At 33.9% G+C, this 19,095-nt stretch carries 17 protein-coding genes; 2 read left to right on the top strand and 15 right to left on the bottom strand.

The window, feature by feature from the left end:
• Window positions 1–7: 7 nt before the first annotated feature.
• The 5 genes from BUA82_RS15770 to BUA82_RS15790 all read right to left on the bottom strand — a co-directional run bounded on the left by BUA82_RS15770 (window position 8) and on the right by BUA82_RS15790 (window position 4,687).
• The gene (locus tag BUA82_RS15770; RefSeq protein WP_073010416.1) at window positions 8–799 is read right to left on the bottom strand and encodes a sugar phosphate isomerase/epimerase family protein; all 792 of its coding nucleotides are present in this window, start codon (window positions 797–799) and stop codon (window positions 8–10) included.
• Window positions 800–886: 87 nt separating this feature from the next.
• Complete coding sequence (locus BUA82_RS15775) at window positions 887–1,678, bottom strand: tryptophan-rich sensory protein (RefSeq protein WP_073010419.1); 792 nt, start codon at window positions 1,676–1,678, stop codon at window positions 887–889.
• Window positions 1,679–1,813: 135 nt separating this feature from the next.
• On the bottom strand, window positions 1,814–2,317 hold the full coding sequence (locus BUA82_RS15780; protein ID WP_073010422.1) for a hypothetical protein: 504 nt from the start codon (window positions 2,315–2,317) through the stop codon (window positions 1,814–1,816).
• Between the two features lie 40 nt (window positions 2,318–2,357).
• The gene (locus BUA82_RS15785) at window positions 2,358–3,794 is read right to left on the bottom strand and encodes a potassium/proton antiporter (protein WP_073010425.1); all 1,437 of its coding nucleotides are present in this window, start codon (window positions 3,792–3,794) and stop codon (window positions 2,358–2,360) included.
• Window positions 3,795–3,952: 158 nt separating this feature from the next.
• On the bottom strand, window positions 3,953–4,687 hold the full coding sequence (locus BUA82_RS15790) for a SagB/ThcOx family dehydrogenase (RefSeq protein ID WP_073010427.1): 735 nt from the start codon (window positions 4,685–4,687) through the stop codon (window positions 3,953–3,955).
• Between the two features lie 353 nt (window positions 4,688–5,040).
• On the opposite strand from BUA82_RS15790, the gene BUA82_RS15795 reads away from it, so the two are divergent.
• Both BUA82_RS15795 and BUA82_RS15800 read left to right on the top strand, forming a co-directional pair.
• Window positions 5,041–7,296: a ribonucleoside-diphosphate reductase subunit alpha gene (locus tag BUA82_RS15795; RefSeq protein ID WP_073010429.1), complete on the top strand. Its 2,256-nt coding sequence runs from the start codon at window positions 5,041–5,043 to the stop codon at window positions 7,294–7,296.
• Window positions 7,297–7,345: 49 nt separating this feature from the next.
• The gene (locus BUA82_RS15800) at window positions 7,346–8,380 is read left to right on the top strand and encodes a ribonucleotide-diphosphate reductase subunit beta (RefSeq protein WP_073010431.1); all 1,035 of its coding nucleotides are present in this window, start codon (window positions 7,346–7,348) and stop codon (window positions 8,378–8,380) included.
• Between the two features lie 145 nt (window positions 8,381–8,525).
• Here the strand turns inward: BUA82_RS15800 and BUA82_RS15805 are convergent, their stop codons facing one another.
• From BUA82_RS15805 to BUA82_RS15850, 10 genes are read right to left on the bottom strand one after another with little or no spacing between them, the layout of a single operon-like run.
• Complete coding sequence (locus BUA82_RS15805) at window positions 8,526–9,401, bottom strand: ribokinase (RefSeq protein ID WP_073010433.1); 876 nt, start codon at window positions 9,399–9,401, stop codon at window positions 8,526–8,528.
• Between the two features lie 24 nt (window positions 9,402–9,425).
• Window positions 9,426–10,412: an ADP-ribosylglycohydrolase family protein gene (locus BUA82_RS15810; RefSeq protein ID WP_073010435.1), complete on the bottom strand. Its 987-nt coding sequence runs from the start codon at window positions 10,410–10,412 to the stop codon at window positions 9,426–9,428.
• A gap of 20 nt (window positions 10,413–10,432) precedes the next feature.
• Complete coding sequence (locus tag BUA82_RS15815) at window positions 10,433–11,194, bottom strand: alpha/beta hydrolase (RefSeq protein WP_073010437.1); 762 nt, start codon at window positions 11,192–11,194, stop codon at window positions 10,433–10,435.
• Entirely contained in the window at window positions 11,195–13,297 is a 2,103-nt protein-coding gene (locus BUA82_RS15820; protein ID WP_073010439.1) for an ADP-ribosylglycohydrolase family protein, read from the bottom strand.
• Window positions 13,298–13,346: 49 nt separating this feature from the next.
• Complete coding sequence (locus BUA82_RS15825) at window positions 13,347–14,816, bottom strand: extracellular solute-binding protein (protein ID WP_073010441.1); 1,470 nt, start codon at window positions 14,814–14,816, stop codon at window positions 13,347–13,349.
• Window positions 14,817–14,841: 25 nt separating this feature from the next.
• The gene (locus tag BUA82_RS15830; RefSeq protein WP_073010443.1) at window positions 14,842–15,732 is read right to left on the bottom strand and encodes a carbohydrate ABC transporter permease; all 891 of its coding nucleotides are present in this window, start codon (window positions 15,730–15,732) and stop codon (window positions 14,842–14,844) included.
• A 1-nt stretch (window position 15,733) separates the two neighbouring features.
• On the bottom strand, window positions 15,734–16,699 hold the full coding sequence (locus tag BUA82_RS15835) for an ABC transporter permease subunit (protein WP_242948990.1): 966 nt from the start codon (window positions 16,697–16,699) through the stop codon (window positions 15,734–15,736).
• 15 nt (window positions 16,700–16,714) lie between these two features.
• Window positions 16,715–17,026: a DUF4387 domain-containing protein gene (locus BUA82_RS15840; protein WP_073010444.1), complete on the bottom strand. Its 312-nt coding sequence runs from the start codon at window positions 17,024–17,026 to the stop codon at window positions 16,715–16,717.
• Window positions 17,019–18,389, bottom strand: coding sequence for an acyclic terpene utilization AtuA family protein (locus tag BUA82_RS15845; protein WP_073010447.1), 1,371 nt, complete (start codon window positions 18,387–18,389; stop codon window positions 17,019–17,021). Before BUA82_RS15845 ends, BUA82_RS15840 begins: the two co-directional genes overlap by 8 nt.
• On the bottom strand, window positions 18,382–19,083 hold the full coding sequence (locus tag BUA82_RS15850; protein WP_073010450.1) for a FadR/GntR family transcriptional regulator: 702 nt from the start codon (window positions 19,081–19,083) through the stop codon (window positions 18,382–18,384). Before BUA82_RS15850 ends, BUA82_RS15845 begins: the two co-directional genes overlap by 8 nt.
• Window positions 19,084–19,095 lie beyond the last annotated feature (12 nt).

Below are 19,095 nucleotides of genomic sequence, written 5' to 3' on the forward strand. Positions count from 1 at the left end.
TTATAACTCATATAGTTGCTATTGATTTAATTAATTCAATGGAATCAATAATACCTTCTTTGCTGAAGATCTCTAGGGACCAAGGAGCATTAGGTACTGTGAGTTTTAATTGATTTAATGTAGTTTTTATGTCTATGGTTCCATTAGTCAAAGGGTTGTGATAATCGTGCTTTCCGTCATTGTTATGGAGGTGCACGTAGCCTATACTTTTGCCCAAACCTTTGATCCAATGGTCTAAGCTCTTAGGAGAACTTGCATTGGCGTGTCCTATGTCCAAGCAAGCAGAAACACTAGGGTAATTTATATATTCTATCAATTCCTTTATAAGAACATAATCTTCGTCGAAGACATTTTCTATGTGTATCTCCAATCCCTCATGATTCATATTTGTTTTCAGATCATTAAGGTTGTCCTTAGTAAATCCCCTCCAAAATTCCTTAGAATTTTCAAGCCATTCCTCTGCATAGCTAACCTTTGGAATATATCCGCTATGGAATATTATATGTTTTGCCTTAAGTTCTTTTGCAATGTTAAAGGCTAGTTGAAATCTATCCCTGGTTACCCTTCTTATTTCTTTATCCGGGCTGCCAGGGGACATATCCACAAAAGGTCCATGGATAGTTACTTCCCTTTGGGAAATGAACTCTTCCATGTCCTTTTTGTATTCTTTTAAATAATGCTGCCAATTATCTAGAATCATTGCACTTCCAAAGTTTACGATTTCTAAGTTTATAGGATATTTCCGTAAAATATCTTTCATTTCTTCAGTTTCTATAAGATGTGATGCGTATATTTTCATTTTCAAATCCTGACTTTCTTATGTTTTATAATTGCTTTAAAAAGCTTCAGCAATTAAATTATATTAACTTATTACTGAAGCTGTTTTTCAATATTCAAACCATTTCTTTGCTCTTAATAAAATCCCTATAGCTATTACTACAGTACAAGCTATACAAGTGGTGACAATAGGTTTTGCTTCTGCTCCTCCTTGGGACAACCTTTTTGAAATAATGCCTATAAATGCCCATATAGGTACCAAACTGTAGAAAATGTCATTATATTTGTATAACATAAGTAGTGTTATTATAGTTCCAATTATTATTACCGTCACTGTCCAAAATACTTCTGATAAGCCAAATCTGTCCCAGTTAGCATTTACTAAACCTGCGGTAATATTGGCTATGGTGGCTATAGAAATCCAGCCTAAATATATGCTGAAAACTATGTGTACTGCATACTTTTCCCCTTTGGATGTGGCTTCAATGCCTATTTTAAGACTTCTATGAAGTATAATTAAAGTTACTAAGAAAGCTAACATTACTATTATGGATAACCCTACCTGTAAATAATGCCAAGCAAATATCCAAGATATATTGAATATGCAGGTAACTATAAATAGTATTCCTATTTTATCTAGCACTTCTTTTCTTACTTCATTACCATTTATTATTCCCTTTAGCTGATATATGCAAAATATTAAAAGAAGAATATAAATTAAGCCCCAAATAGAAAAGGTAAACCCTGCAGGTACAAAGAGATTAGGGTACATATCTGAAAGTTCACCTGTGGTATAGCCATTAATAGGCAGCAAATTTGCCATAGCGTTTACCGCTACCACTGCAATAAAAAATAAAACATTAAGTATTTGCAAGGATCTGTATGATTTTGATTCCTTCATCATTAAAACCTCCCTGTATTTGTATTAAATTTCTATATTCCACACATTATGTTTATTATTCTAATTATACTTCAACTTAATACAAACAAATCATAACATTTTGCAAATATTGTAAATATATCTTTAAATCTAACTTTAAAATAGGAAAATTATAAATTGCACTATTAAGTATCCTATAGCATCTGCTATAAGCCCGCCAACAATAATTCCTATATAAATTTTAAAGTTTGCTGTAAGAACATCCTTTATCACCTTAAATATATTATAGTTCTTCTCTCTATAAACATCATTAACGCTTAATTTTTCTTTCTTTTTTAAGGGCCTTTCGTACTTAAACCACCCATAGAATCTAATATATATTGTAAGTATCATTAATCCTAGAGCTAGTGGCCAATATTTAATGCCAAATATAAATAAGAAGATAATGAAAATTAAATTAATAATTATTAATTCTACAATACCGTATATTCCGTTAGATGGGATATTTGAGCTAAAAAACTTATCATACCATTTTATATCTTGATATTTTCTTTCATAACATTCCTTGTGCAAGGGAGTCGTAGCCATTATTAATAATTCCTTCGTATCAGTGATTTCATCATAGCAAATTTCACAAAGTATAGGTTTTTCTTTTCCCATCTATATTCCCTCTCATAATTTATATTTTACTAATCATAAATTATATTTCCAAATTGCTTTCCAAGGTCTGTAGGTTGTCAAAATTATTTGCTGTAAGTACCATGATGTCTCCTTCAAAGATCATGGTAGAACCGTTGGGTATGATGATGTCTTTGTTTCGCTTTATCATAACAACTAGAATGTCATCATCTATGTTGGCATCCATTATTGTTTTTCCAAGCCATGGGCTGTCCTCTTCCACTAAATATTCTTTTAATTCCGTGTGCAGCTCCTCTTCATAATCATTGAAGGTTTTTAGTACGGAGTTTTCTGGCTCCACTAAGTCCAGCTTCTTTGAAAAATAAGGTATTAAAGAACCTTGCACCAAAACAGAAAATAAAGCTACAAAGAATATTATATGAAAAATATCATTTTTAATGGATACGTCGTTAGTAACTACAAAAATAGCAAAAACTATGGAAGCAGCTCCTCTAAGCCCTACCCAAGAAACAAATAATTGTTGCTTTATAGGAATCTTAAACCAGCTAAGTATGCTGAATACCGCTACTGGACGAGCTACTATAATTAAAAATAAAGAAACCAGTATTCCAGGCAGTATAATAAACTTCATTTGAGAAGGAAAAGACAAGAGTCCTAGAGTAAAGAAGAGCATTATCTGCATAAGCCAAGATATACCATCGAAAAAATGTACTAAACTCTTCTTATGCGTAATTTTACTGTTACCTAATATAATTCCTGTTACATAGGCACATAAAAATCCATTGCCACCAATTAAATCGCTTAAGGCAAACCCTAAAACTACAATGGCAGTGATAAATATAGGGTACACACCATCTATCTCAAATTTAATCCTGTTTAAAACAAATATAGTTAAGGATGCAAGTATTATCCCCATGCCTACCCCAAATACAATTTGCATGGTAAGAAGCTTAAATATAGATCCCTGAGCACTGTTGTTTATAAAGCTTAATACCACTATGGTAAGCATATATGCAAAAGGATCATTACTTCCGCTTTCTACCTCCAGGAGGGATGCAAGTCCACCCTTAAGGTTAAGTTCCCGAGAACGCAAAATGGAGAATACCGATGCAGCATCAGTAGATGCTACTACAGAGCCAATTAAAAAGCCTTCTAATAAAGTAGTTCTAAGTACAAGATGACAAAAAAGCCCTGTAAGTCCTGCAGTTATGGCAGTTCCCAAAGATGATAGCAATACGGCCTGCATGGCCACAGGTCTTGCAACCTTCCAGTTAGTTACAAACCCACCGTAAAACATGATAAATATAAGCCCTAAAGAGCATAATTCCTGTGCTAATTCATAGTTATCAAAATATATTCCTCCAATACCATCAGAGCCAAAAAGCATACCTAACAGCAAAAATATAAATAATGCTGGTACTCCAAATCTGTATACTATCTTGCTTGAAGTAATACAAACCAATATAACTACTCCGCATAATATCATTAGTTGTGTCATGATATAACCACCTCGCTAAAAATATTTCTGTAAAGAAAGTTCTATGTATAATACTAAAAACAATGTGAATTTATTCTTTATAATATTGCTTTTTAAAATTATAGGAAAGATGTCGCTTTAGGGTTAAATGAAACTTCTTCGTAGCACTATTATCTCCATTACTTCTTACCCACCGCAGCTACATAGATAGCAAACTGATCCTTGCCATCTATTTTAAGCAAGTCATTTAATTCGTCATCTTCAAAGGCTGCCACAGCACAAACTCCACAATCTATAGCTTCTGCTGATAGATATAAGTTTTGGCATACATGTCCAGCATCTAGATGTAGATATCTATAGGCTCTTTCGCCATATCTCCAGCTCATCCTATAAGGAACCGCTGTCCATATAAAGGTTACTGCACTTTTGTTTATAAACTTTTGACCTGCACAAGCTTCTACCACTTTATCTTCTATGCCCGTTTCCATATTTATTTCTATGAGCTTGTTTTCTATGGCTATATATCTATAAACACCTGTGGAAAGTCCTTCCACATTATTAATAAGCAAGTAGGTTTCAAAGGCATGTCTTGCTCCTGCTGAGGGTACATTTCTAAAGGTAGCCTTACCTACCCTTATGTCCCTTATACCTTGGGTGCACCATAGAAGAAAGTTTAATTCCTCCAGGGTTAATTTCTTGTCGCTATAGCTTCTTAGGCTATGCCTCTCTTCAATGGCTTCCCTTAAACTTATATCCTTAATATTAATTTCTGAAGGGTCAGGAAGGTCTACTATATTGCATTTATAATCGTATTTTAATTCTAGAGGAGGTTGCTTTATACCCTTTTCCTGATCGCTTTCTTCTTCATATTTATACTTAGTTTTCTCCATAAACTCTTTACCTATCTTTTTCATACTTTACCTCCATTTTTAATTTCATATATATGAACTTATAAAATGTTATAAATCCCTTATTCTATATTTTACCATAAAAAAGGTAAAATTATTAATGTAAATATTCAAAACAATTTGTAACATAATTTTTATTTTCTAAATTTAATTTATAATAACTATTTAATAATTATCATTCTAAATAAAAGCTTTTTATAATTACACCTAGATAAAGTAGTCTATTTAGTTAATTTCTGCTTTTTTAGATTTTACAACCTTGGCACTTATAACTTATAATTACTTCTGCAACTACATATTGTGTGTATATATTTTACAATTACTATATGTAGTATGTTTTGCTAAGGAGTGTTAATGTTATGGATTATAAATTAGAGTTAAATAAGGATAATTTAAAGGAAATATGCCAGTTTGCTTGTAAGGAAATTTATGAAGAAGATGAAAAGTATAGTCCCCAAAAGCTTTTAAAGACTTTAGAGAATATTTTAAGAGCTGGAGCCAGTGAAAAGGAATTTTTTCAATCCATAATACAAGGTGCTCTAGAGCTTACAGATGACTCCAATCCAAAATGGGAATTTGCAGCCTCTAAGCTTTTTATACAGGGCATGTACAAAGAAGTTGCAGAAAACCGCAGTCTAAAAGATAAAACTATAGCTTATGGACACTTATATTATCTTATAAAAGACCTTACAGATAAAGGGCTATACGGGAAATACATATTAGAAAATTATACTGAAGAAGAAATTAATGAAACAGAAAAATACATAGTGCCAGAGAGAGATTACTTATTCGGTTATAGCGGAATAAATTTAATATATAAAAGATACTTGATACAAAGTGGAGATAGAAAGGTAATGGAGCTGCCTCAGGAGATGTTCATAGGAATTGCCCTTCACCTAGCTATGAATGAGAAAAAGGAAAATAGATTATATTGGGTTAAGAGGTTTTATGATGTATTAAGCACCTTAAAAGCTACCATGGCAACTCCTACCATGTCCAATGCTAGAAAACCTTATAATCAGCTAAGCTCCTGCTTTATTGATACTGTATCTGATAGCCTCCAAGGCATATACAAGAGCCTAGACAATTTTGCTAAGGTTTCAAAGTTTGGTGGAGGTATGGGCATATATTTAGGCAAGGTGAGAGCTTTGGGCTCTGATATAAGAAACTATAAAGGAGCCTCCGGCGGTGTCATCCCTTGGGTGAAGCTTTTTAATGATACTGCCATTGCTGTAGATCAGCTAGGCATGAGAACCGGAAGCGTATCTATATGGCTGGATGCTTGGCATAAAGATCTTCCTGAGTTTTTGCAGTTGAAAACCAACAATGGAGATGATAGAAAAAAAGCTCACGATGTTTTTCCAGGTATAAGTTATCCGGATTTATTTTGGCGTTTAGCTGAAACTGATATTAATGCCACTTGGTACATGATGTGCCCTCATGAAATAAAAAAGGTAAAAGGCTATGAGCTCTGTGACTTTTATGGGGAAGAGTGGGAAGAGAGATACTATGAATGCGTAGAAGACCCTAATATAGATAAAAGAGAAATGTCTGTTAAGGACCTGGTTAAACTAATAATCAAGAGTGCTTCTGAAACAGGAACCCCCTTTACCTTTAACAGAGATACTGCCAATAAATTAAATCCTAATAAGCATAAAGGAATGATTTATTCCACTAATTTGTGTACTGAAATTATGCAGAATATGAGTGCCTTAGAATTTGTCCAAGAAGAAATATTGGATGAAAATGGAGACATAATTATAGTAGAGAAAACAAAACCAGGAGATTTTGTGGTATGTAACCTTTCTTCCATAGTTCTTGGAAGAGTAAATGTGGAAGATGAAAAGGAACTCCAGCATGTGGTGGAAACCCAAATTAGAGCTATGGACAATGTTATAGACTTAAACTACTATTCAGTGCCCTATGCAAAGGTAACTAATAAAAGATACAGATCCATAGGTCTAGGCACCAGCGGTTATCATCATATGCTGGCAAATCATAATATTTCCTGGGAAAGTAATGAACATATAGCTTTTGCTGATAAAGTTTATGAAAATATAAACTACTTTGCCATAAAAGCCAGCATGAGTATAGCTAAAGAAAAAGGAAGGTATAGTTATTTTTCAGGTTCCGATTGGGAAAATGGAGAATACTTTAGTTTAAGAAATTATACCTCTCCTAGATGGCTAGAGCTTAAAGAAAAGGTGAGTGCCAATGGTCTAAGAAATGCTTATCTTTTTGCAGTAGCTCCCAATGGCTCCACAGCTACCATTGCTGGTACTACGGAAGGTATTGACCCCATAATGTCTAAGTTCTACTTTGAGGAAAAACGAGGCATAATAACCCCTAAGGTAGCTCCAGATATTAATAGCAGTAATTCAAGTATTTATAAATCTGCTTATGAAATAGATCAGCATTGGTGCATAAAAGCTAATGCTGCAAGGCAAAAACACATAGATCAAAGTCAATCCTTTAATCTTTATATAACCACAGACTACACCATGAGACAAATACTTAATCTTTATATAGATGCTTGGAAAAGCGGCATAAAGAGTATTTACTACGTAAGATCCAAATCCTTAACCGTAGGGCTTTGTGAAAGCTGTTCTTCATAGGACTTAAAGAAATACATAATTGAGAATTCTAAGGAGGTAGTAATTTACTATGGAAACCTTAAATAAGAAACCATTATTTAATGAACTAGGAGATACAGAAACATCAAAAAAGAGACTTATAAATGGAAATACCACTAATCTTAACGATTTTAATAATATGAAATATACCTGGGCCTCAGACTGGTATAGGCAGGCTATGAATAACTTTTGGATACCTGAAGAAATAAACATGGCTCAAGATCTTAAGGATTATAAAATACTTACAGAAGATGAAAGAACCGCCTATGATAAGATCCTTTCCTTCTTAATATTCCTAGACAGCGTGCAAATGGAGAATTTAGGCAATGTAAACAACTATATCACCGCTAGTGAAGTTAATTTATGCTTGACCATACAAGCTTTCCAAGAAGCCATTCATTCTCAATCCTATAGCTATATGCTAGATACCATATGTCCGCCAGATAAAAGGAATGAAATACTATATCAATGGAAAGATGACAAAATACTTCTTAGCAGAAATAAATTCATAGGAGATCTTTATAATGAATTTTTAAATAATCCTGTTCCTCAAAACCTTTTAAAGACTCTTATGGCCAACTATATATTAGAAGGAATATATTTCTACTCTGGCTTCATGTTCTTCTATAACCTAGAAAGAAACTCTAAGATGCCAGGCAGCGTTCAAGAGATAAGATATATTAACCGAGATGAAAATACTCATCTATGGCTCTTTAAAAATATAATAAAAGAGCTAAGAAAAGAAGAGCCTCATTTATTTACTGAAGAAGTATTAAAAGAGCTAAGAAACATGATAAAAATAGGTGTAGAAAACGAAATAGCCTGGGGCCACTACGTCATAGGCGATAAGATTCAAGGCTTAAATAAGAAAGTTATCTCTGAATACATACAATACCTAGGCAACCTAAGATTAAAAGACCTAGACATGGAACCCCTATATGACATCACAGAAAATCCCCTCCCCTGGGTGGATCAGTATGCAGATGCCAACTCGGTTAAAACAGACTTCTTCGAGGCAAAATCCACCGCTTATGCTAAGGCTGCAGTTTTAGAGGATGATTTATAAAAAAATACAATGGCAGCCATATGAGTTATAACTTATTGAGGCATATCCAAAAGTCGTAATTGTATTTTGTTAAAGTCATATGTGTGAAGTGCAAAAAACACTGGCTTATCCCTTTGGGGGGTAAGCCAGTGTTTTGCTTTATATTCTATTCCAAAATCTCTTTCATATAAGGTATGGAATCAGCAGCCCCTTCTCTAGTAACTGTTATAGAAGATGCTACTGTGGCGGTTTCTAGAGCTTCTTGTACACTTTTCCCAGAAAGCATAGAAGCTAGATAATAACCTGTAAAGGTATCGCCGGCAGCGGTAGTATCCATTGCTTTTACCTGTTTTGCATTTACTTCTATTCTCTCATCTTTAAATCCATATCTTACTCCCTTTTCTCCTAAAGTCAGTACGAACTGAGCTTTTAGATATTTAGAAATAAGTTCATTTAAAATATCTTCTTCCTTTTCTTTATTAGTTAATTCTTTACCTTCCACCTCATTTAATATAAATATATCTACTTTATCTAAAGGATAGGATTTCAATTTTGAATTTATAGGAGAAGGATTCAATACTATGATTAAACCTTTTTCAGATGCCTTATTTATTATATACTCCATTAAATTTATTTCATTTTGTAAAAGTAAATAATCACCCTTATTAAAGTTTTCCAGTATACTATCCACTATTTCTTCTGTAAATAACTGATTTGCACCACCATGGAGGAGTATGCAGTTATCTCCGCTTTCATCTACTTGAATGATAGCATGTCCAGAAGGAGAGTTAACAATGCTGATAAAATCAGTATTTACCTTTTCCTTCTCTAATAATTCTTTTAAAAAACTTCCATCCTTACCTATTAACCCACCGTGATAAACCTCTGCTCCTGCTCTTTTTAGGGCTATGGACTGGTTTAGTCCTTTTCCGCCGCTATAAATATTAAGTTTATTTGATAACTTGGTTTCACCTTTTTTAACAAAGCTATCCACTTCGTACACATAATCTATATTTAAAGAGCCAATATTAATTATTTTCATTTAGAAACCTCCAAAGCAAATAAACTATTTGATTAAATCAGCCAGGTTTTCACTGAGTTCCTTTATATCCAAGCCTTTAGTAAAGCTTAGGCAGGTTCCAGAAGGGTATCTTGTTTTTTCTATCCACTTTTCAGGCATATTTTTAGCACCGTATTTTGCTCCTAGTATGGCACCTACAATAGCTCCTATGGTGTCAGCATCTCTGCCAAAGTTGCCTGCAGCAATAACTCCTGATTTGAAATCCTTGTTTACTAACTTTAATACTCCAAAGGCGCTGGCTACGGCTTCTGGTACTATGGCTTTATAACTTGTCCATAGTTCATCATGAAGCACCATCCAGGAATTGAAAAAGTCTCCCTTTTGTTCTTCCACAATTTCTAATGCTCTATTTATTGTATAATATAGCCATGAATCTTTAGGAATAACACTTATTGCAGCTTCAATTATTTCATCAATGGTTCCATCCACCATAGCCACGGATACCGCTGCAGCCACAGCTTGAGCTCCCCAAATTCCTTCTCTGTAATGACTGATGCAAGCATCTATTTCTGCAAGTTCTGCTGCTTTTTTAGGATCTCCAGCGCATATTATTCCTATAGGAGATATCCTCATAGCGCTTCCATCGCTATTATAGTAAGAATTGTACATACCAGAATAAGGTGGCATTATACCTCTCTTAATATTTCTAGCTCCCTCTATTTCGCTGGAACCTCCTCTTGGGAAGTCATCTTGTACAGCAACATTTTCAAGCCAAGCCTTTACCACATCTTCTGTAGTAAAATCCCCCTTAGAATCAATTACTATCTTTGCAGTTAATAAAGCAAACTCTGTATCATCGGTACTCCAGGAAGCTCCTTTATTAAAATCAGTGGTTATACCATATTTCATTTGATTTTCCTGGTTTCTAGATGCGTCTCCGAAAGAATCTCCAATAGCTAACCCTGATAGTGCTCCTAAAGCTTTATCTAGTGCCAATTCTCTGTTGTTTATTAAATCATTTCTACTTAACATTAGCTTCATCTCCCTTTATTTTACTTTGAAATTAATCTAAAGTATCTTTCAATTTCCTTGTCCCAAGAATCAAAGGAATGTTGTCCTTCATCCTCAGTAAAATTAAATCTTATGCCTTTATCTTCTAAAAAGTTTATATATCTTTTATTTACCTCATATAGAGAATCTTTTCTACCACAGTATATATCTAATTCAGGAAGTGTTTTCTTCTCATATAATATTTTATTTGTAAGATAATATATATCATTTTCTTCATATACTTTATCATTGCAATCTCCAAAAGCTAATTTCAAATCCATCCTATTTTCATGCTCTATCTTATACTTTGTATCAGCTAAACTTCTTAAACTTCCTGAAAGACTGCAAATTCCTTTATATTTATCTGGATTTGTTAACCCAAGCTTTAAGGCTCCAAAACCACCCATGGAATATCCTAAAAGGAAATTATATTCTTTTTGGCTATTAAGCCTTAATGTGTTGCTTAAATATAGTGGCAGCTCTTCTGATAGATAATCAAAATATCTCATTCCATGCTCCATATTTAAATAAAAGCTATTTGCCATGCTTGGTATAACTAATATAAGACTATATTTATCCGCATAGTTATAGGCATTAGAATAATCTCCAAAGCTTTCTTCATCTCCATTCTTACCATGGAGCATATATACTACCTTACTTTTTTCCACCATACCCTTTCTTATTAGCTTATCTGGTATATAGATTATAGTACTGTTAGGTGAATCTATATATTTTGAATTTATTTTAAAGATTAGCTTTGCCATCTATATTTCCTTAACCTTTAAATCTCCAAACAAGCTTCTCCCTAATGAGTACTTAGCATAACCCACCATTCCATAGGAGAGGGTTGAGTCTTTTGCTTCTAATACCTTGTGTCCATCTATGCTAAATATTAATGAATCATCCTTTAACTCAAATTCAAAGATATATTCTTTGCCTAGCTCCCACTTATAATCTGCTTTTGCTAATACCATTAGCCCATGGTTATTAAGGCATAAGCTCACTTCATTTTCTCCTGTGAAACCTGCATAGTATCCCTTAAGAGCACCTTGTACTCTACCGCTTATTAAATGGCTTGTTCCATTTTGAGGTATTACAGAGCCAGTTAATTTAACATTTTTGGTGAAATAATTTCCCGTTACAGCCTCTGCATGGTTAACGGTGATAGCTTCCATATATCCTTGTTCTATGCTCCATGCCCCATGATTGTGTGAAAAAGGAATGATGGATGCAAATTCTTTTTTCTGTTTAGAGATTTTTATTTCATAATCTGCTTTTCCAGAGATTTTAAATTCATCAATGTATAGTATGCCTAAATCCTTGTACTTTCCTGGAGAGTTTCCTTCTAGTAGTATCCCTATTTCATCTACCATGGCTCCATCTAAATCAGGTATGGTAAATTTAATTTCATTCCATCCCTCATCTTTTATAACCATGCCTTTTAATAGTATGTCCTCCTTTGTAGTGGTATTTCTCACATAAGGGGATAGATATATACTTTCTCCATTCCATCTTTCTGAATAAACAAACATGGATACTTCTTGACCTGAATAAGCTGTAGGTGAAAATACTGGCATATATCTTTCATCACTAAAATCAGTTCTTCTATAGAAAGGCTTGTAGAAGATCTTGCACTTTTTCCCTCTTTCCATCCTATCAAATAATACAGCTAAAGAACCATTACCCTTATATGCCTTATCTGTACTATTTTTTAATGAACAGTAGAAGGGATCTGATACTCTAAAGTTATGGGTGGATCCGCTTAATTCAAAATCAAAATGTATTTCTCCTTCTTTAAAGCTATCCTTTAAATATTCTGGTATCTCTTCCTTTGCCAACTTATATCCTAATATGGCAAGCTCCTTTGAATAGGTAGGTATGTCTAAAATATTTAAATATCCTGATATCCCTGAAAGCACCACAGAGTCATTAATAGGATTTCTATAACAGGATTTAATGCCTTCCAAACCACAAGCTACTCCCATAATGGTGCCTACATTCCCTGCATTACAATCCGTATCCCAGCCACACATAGTAGCAATTTCTATGGTTCTATTGAAGTCTCCTTCACCATATAAAAGGGAAAGTACACAAACTCCTGCATTGGGTATAATATGGCACACCCCTCTGTATTTATCATATCCCCAGTTTTCCTCTAGATACTTCATGCACTTTCTAAAGTCTGTGGGGTGCTTTTTATAGAAATCTATTACCGCCTGGGTTACCTTACTATAGGTGGATTCCTCAGGAATTACTTCTAAGCCTGCTTCAACTATTTTCATAGGATCTTTCTCATTAAAAGCTTTGGAAATACAAGCGGCTATAAACCTAGCACCATTTAATCCTTCCCCATCATGGGATACACTTGCTGCAATCATGGCATAATCTGCAGCCTTTTCTATATTGTTTGGCAGCACTAGTCCCCAGGTGTCTATAAATATTTGACCACCTATTTGCTCTGCTAGTATTATTCCATTTTGTTCAATGGATCCTGATTTTGGAGCATCAATACCATTTATTAAATTTAGGTATGCAGTGTGCTCGGTACTGGTGCCGTAACCACCCCACCAGAACATCCCCACTCCTTCTCTTGCATAGTTTAACCATGCCTTTGCCACATGCTGTGGTTTTAATCCTTCTTTTTGATCTTCATCATATAAAGCTCTTAGAAAGTAAACAGGACCATTAACATCATCATCTGCGGCAAAATTTATGAATTCTTTCACATAATTAGTAATATCACCATAGGTTCTTTCTATTCTTTCATAAGTCCAGATAGTAGGTTCTACAGGAGCACCTAACCTAATGCCTGCATTCATTCCTATGAATCCAGCATAAACTTTTTCTAAATAATTATGTTGTATCATATAATTCTCCTTTTTTAAAAAGCGGCAAATAAATTGCCGCTTTGTTGTTTTATTTACCTAATGTCTTTTCTAAATAAGGGGTAAATTCTGTGCCTCCAGCAGCATTCCATTTTTGTACAAATTCATCAAAGGCACTTATAGGCTTAACTCCTCTAATTATGTCTGAAGCATATTCTTTATAAACAGCCTTCATCGCATCCCATTGTGGTGTTAACTCTGCAGGTATAATAACGTTAGTATCCTGCTTATAGTATTGTTTAGCCTTTTCAAGAGAATCTAGAGCTGGCTTTGACATTATTGGGTTAGCTAATTCTGGCTTTGGCTCAAACTTATTTAAAGTTTCGAAGAATCTTGGCCACCATTCGCTGAATTTATCTGTATAAACTATCTTTCCATCTTTCTCAGTGTAATGAACATCTTTTATTCCTAACTTGTCAAGTTTCATACCTTCTGGGCCAGCCATAAAATCTAGCACAGCAAAAGCAGCATCTTTAACTTTGGATTGTGAATTTATAGCAAATCCTCTTGATTCTTTAGTTACATCCACTGAAAGATATGCTTGTGAAACACCTTTTGCAGGAGGTAAAACTACTAATTCTGCTTCTTTTCCATGAGTTTGAGTCATTTTATTGTTGTATACATCTATAACTTTTCCTGCTGTAGCAGCTACGAAAGAAGATTGTCCTTCATAAAAGGATTTTTCCATAGCATCCCACTTTTTGGTGATATATTCTGGGTCTATTAAGCCTTCTTTATATAATTTTGCAAAATACTCAAGTTTGTCTCTTTCAAATTTAGTAGCCTTGGAGAAAACCCATTTATTATCTACTTTAACCACTGTGGCTGTAACACCAAAGGCATGATTAAATACACTATCCATTCTAGTTAAATCTCCATCTGAAGTTATAGCATATTTAGCTAGCTTTTTATCCACAATTTCCTTAAACATCTTTTCGTAGTTTTCTGTGGTTGGATTTGCTACCACTTCTTTATAGCTATCTAGCTTATCTGCTATATCTTTTCTCATAACAGGAGTACTAACTCTAGCTGGGGCAAGCCATAATAAATATGGATAATTTTTCATTTTCTCTTTATTATGATCTTCTAGTACATTCTTGATATTCTTTGACTTTTCAATATAGGGGTTTAAGTCTTCTAACATTCCATCATTGGATATAGGTAAATCTCCACCTTGGAAGTAGATGATATCTGGTGAAATCTGTCCAGTTCTAAAGGCTAAGGGTACTGCTTCACCATAGGTTCCAGTAGGAGCTTCAAGGTATTCTAGCTTTACAAATTTGTTTTCTTTGGCAAGTCCAGCTTCAATTTGTTCCACTAACTTTTTCACATCTTCATCCTTTGGACTTACATCTTTAGTTATGATGGAAACTTTTACTGGATTGTCCTTTGTACCTATGTTTTGTGCACCTCCGGCAGTTTCTTTTGGAGTTTTGTTACAACCTGCCAACAAAGCAGAAGTCATAAGAGCAGCTAAAAAAACAGACATAATTTTTTTCATTACTTTCCCTCCATATATATAACTTTTATTCTTTAACTCCTCCAGCCATTACATCCCCAGCATAATATTTAAGAACTAATGGATAGAGTATTAGTATCGGTATTATTGCAACTATAATAGTTGCGTATTTCAGTGCATTATAGTCTAGCTTTGCCAGCTCGTTGTAGTTAAGTATATTTTGTGCTCCCAGGATGGATACTGTATCATCTAACACTATAAACTGCCTTAGTATTACTTGAAGAGTAGTTTTCTTAGCATCACCTATATAGATGCTTGCCTTGAAATATTCATTCCATCTTACAACGGCATAAAACATGGTTATAGTAGCTATCCCTGCTTTGGATAGTGGCCAAATTATTTTAAACAACATTTTTATATGTCCACACCCATCAATTTCAGCAGCCTCTATTATTTCTTTTGGTACTTCATTAAAAAACCTCATCATTATAATTAAATAGTATACGTTTACCGCATTTACTAGAATTACTGACCATCTGCTCCCCATAAGTCCAATATCTTTAATAACAAGATATTCGGGTACTATACCAGGATCAAATAACATCATAAATATAAGAAATACCATTAAAAGTTTTTTAAATACTAGCCCCGGTCTAGTTAAAACATAGGCTGCTGTGGTAGTTAATAACATATTTATAAGTGTTCCTACTACGGTGATGAAGATAGAATTTAGCAGGGATGGTACTAGCACTGGATGGCTTAGTATCACCTTATAATTTATTAAGCTTAATTTCTTTGGTATGATCTCTAATCCTGACATTTTAGTGGATACTGATGGATCTGATAAAGAAACTGCAAGAATATTAAGCAGTGGTATTAACATGGTTAATGTTATAAATGTAAAGATAATTATTAAAATGAGCTGGTAAAAACTAAACTTTTTTATTATTTTTTTCATCCTACCAAACTCCTTTTCCTGTTAACTTTTTAGAGATAAAGTGAGTGGTTAACACTAAAAACACCCCTACTACCCCTTTAACAAATCCCACTGCAGTACCTAAGGAGTATTGTCCGTTTATTACTCCTATTCTATAGATATAGGTATCTAAAATGTCGATCTTACTGTTTACTGCATCATTGGTGAAGTTAAGAACTTGATCAAATCCAGCATTTAAGAAGAATCCTAGGTTTAAAATAAACATTGTTACCATTGGTATTACTAGGGCAGGTAGAATAATATACTTAATTATGTTCAACCTGTTAGCTCCATCAATCTTTGCTGCTTCATAGATGCTTGGACTAATTGAAATAATGGCAGCGTAATATATTATGGAATCCCATCCTATACTTCTCCAGGCTTCTGAAAACAGTAACACCCATCTTATGCTCCCCTTATCTGTCATAAAGCTCACTGAAGGCATATTAAATATATTTAATATTTGATTTACCCCTCCATTGGATGGGGATAAAAAGGATATCCAAATTCCTGCTATTACTACCCAGGATAAAAAGTGTGGTAAAAAGGATACTATCTGAACATATTTTCTAAATATGGTGCTTCTTAATTCTGCTAGTAAAATCGCAAACAATACCACAAAAGGGAAAAGCAGTACATATTTCATAAAGCTGATTATTAAAGTATTGGTTAAAATCACTTTTATGGATGGCGATTTAAAAATAAGTTGAAAATACTTTAACCCCACAAACTTCCAGGGTCCAACGGCTTTATAATCATAAAAAGCTAATTTCATGTTTAAAATAGGCCACAATCTAAAGATGAAAAAATATATTAAAGTTGGCGCTATCAGTAAATATAAAATTCTATCTTTTTTTATTTGTGCCATTTTTTCATTTAATGGCGACTTTTCCGTTTTTCTGCTTAATGATAGTTTTTCACCTTTTTTGTTTAATGATAATCTTTCCACCATTACCCTCCTCTCTTATGGTATTAAAATATCAAAAAGCGGGGCGTGCTGCTGGGCTCCATAAACGTCTCTATCCCCTGCTGTTCCCGATGATATTCTTCTATTCATGGTTATCTTAATGCCTAAGCCTTTATCAAAGAAAACTAGTTCTGTGATTTCCTCTTTTCTTATTTTATATAGCTTTGAAATACTCTCTAATGTAATGGTATTGGAATCCACAACTCTTTTGTATGTATCATAATTATCAAATAGTATGTCCAAGGTTATAGAGAAGGGTCCGCTGTTCTTGCTCCTTAAAACCTTTGCCAAATCTACTAATCTATCCATGTTTAACCTCCCTATATTCTATAGGAAATACTTCTTTTCCATCCTTTACTTCCATTAAATGATATACACTAAATTCATACACTGGCCCAAAATTAATATCGCTAGGTGAAAAAGGGAATGCCAGGTTTCCTGAAGTAGATTTTCTTCCTTTATATCCATAATGCATGAAAGAAGATCTAACGGAGCTGCAGATGGCTGAAGCTAGTTCTTGGGTTTTTGCTAAAACCTCAAATACCACTCCTGCTTCTTTTGAAATTTCTTCATTAGGTTCTAAGTCTCCCATAACACCATTAATTCCATAATTTATAAAGTTAATTTTATAATGGCTTTCTGGAATCTCTGAAAAATATTCTTTAACTCCTTGTATCACTAAGCCTTCTACTTCCTCTAGCTTATTGATAAGCAATGGATCTCTAACACCTGCCACCACAAAGGTTCTATATAATATCTTCCTTGCTCCTTCAAGCTTTATATAATATTTAGGTGTTTTTATGAGCTTGCTGTTTTTAACCCTTACAGTGCTGTCATCTATGGCTGTAAACTCACAGGATTCTAGGTGTAATTCTATACCTGGTCCCTTTAAAATGTATGGATGATCCTTTTCGTAAAAGGTATGTGCTGCTACACTAGTTGGTGTGCATTTTCTTAAAGGATTTGTGGGATAAACATAAAAGCTATCTTCTTCAATAACCCCCATAATACAATCCTTGGTGGTTCCCGGTTCTGCACACAAAGCACCACATTCTAATATCTTTCCTAAGTGATAAGATAAGGCTGGGTCACATCCATTATAGATTCCTACTGCAGCAAAGGGAGCAGGATCATAGGCTCTTCCACATACGATAATTTCAGCTTTTTCTTTTAAGGCTTCAATTATAGGTTCATCTCCCATTTGAGCCACAATACTTTTTGTTGTGTCTATAATCTCATCATTTAGCTTTGGTATATTAGTACCCATATCTAATACTTGTCCCAATTTATTGGATTTTTTTACTCTCTCATTGTCAATATCTGCCCAAATAATTGCTAACTTTGTATTTATCTTTTCTTCTTCTAAAATTTCATTTATAATATCTAAAGTCCATTCTGTGTGAACCTTTGCTCCTGAGCCGCCAGCAGAGCCAATGATAAGAGGAATGTTAAGCTCTCTGCTACCTTTAATTAATAATAATAAGTCCTTTTTACAAGCCATCCTGCTTACTATAGAAACCCCTGCCCCTAGCTTGTGTGGACCTGCATCCGTAGAGCCTGCATCCACCACTATAGCATCCGGTTTATCCTCTAGCCCTTTCTGAAATGACTCCACTGGAAATCCATATCCCAATATTCCACAAGGAGATAATATTTTTATTTTTTTACTCATTTTTCTCCTCCTTTGTAATATCATTTTTACTGATTATTTGTTTTACCTTTCTTAAGTGATAGCTTAATGCTTCTCTTGCTTCTACCACATCTCTATTATAAATAGCATTAATTAATCCCTTGTGTTCTTCTATTATTTCTAACTTTCTTTCTCTCTTCTTATTACTCTTTTCTCCTAACTCTTCAATTAATCCATAGTAGTTATCAATGAAGTTTATTAAAAGAATATTCTTAGATAGTTCAGCTATTTTAAGATGGAAATTATAGTCCATAATGTTGTAGCTTTCATCGTCTACTTTTACTCCATTTAGATAATTTTTTATTTCTACTATCTCTTCATCTTTAGCTCTTTGAATAGCCAGCTCAACAGTTCTTAATTCCAATGCTTCTCTTAATTCCACAAGATCCATGTAAGTGGCATCTTTTAAAGACTCTGTTATAGATTGATTAGCTTTCTTATAATCTTCTAATTCTCTTATATAGGTTCCATCTTTAGGCTTTCTGCTGATAAAGCCTTGGAACTGCAGTATAGTTAAAGCTTCTCTAAGAATTCCTCGACTAACGCCTAATTGTTCAGCAAAAATATTCTCTGGCGGCAGTTTGTCCCCAGGCTTTAATTCTTCTGATTCAATTAATCCAATAATCTGTTTTACCACCATCTCAGATAAGTTTTGAGCTTTAACCTGTTTAAACATTTTTCTCCTCCA

Origin of the sequence: Clostridium amylolyticum (assembly GCF_900142075.1) — a bacterium.
GTDB lineage: Bacteria > Bacillota > Clostridia > Clostridiales > Clostridiaceae > Clostridium_AA > Clostridium_AA amylolyticum.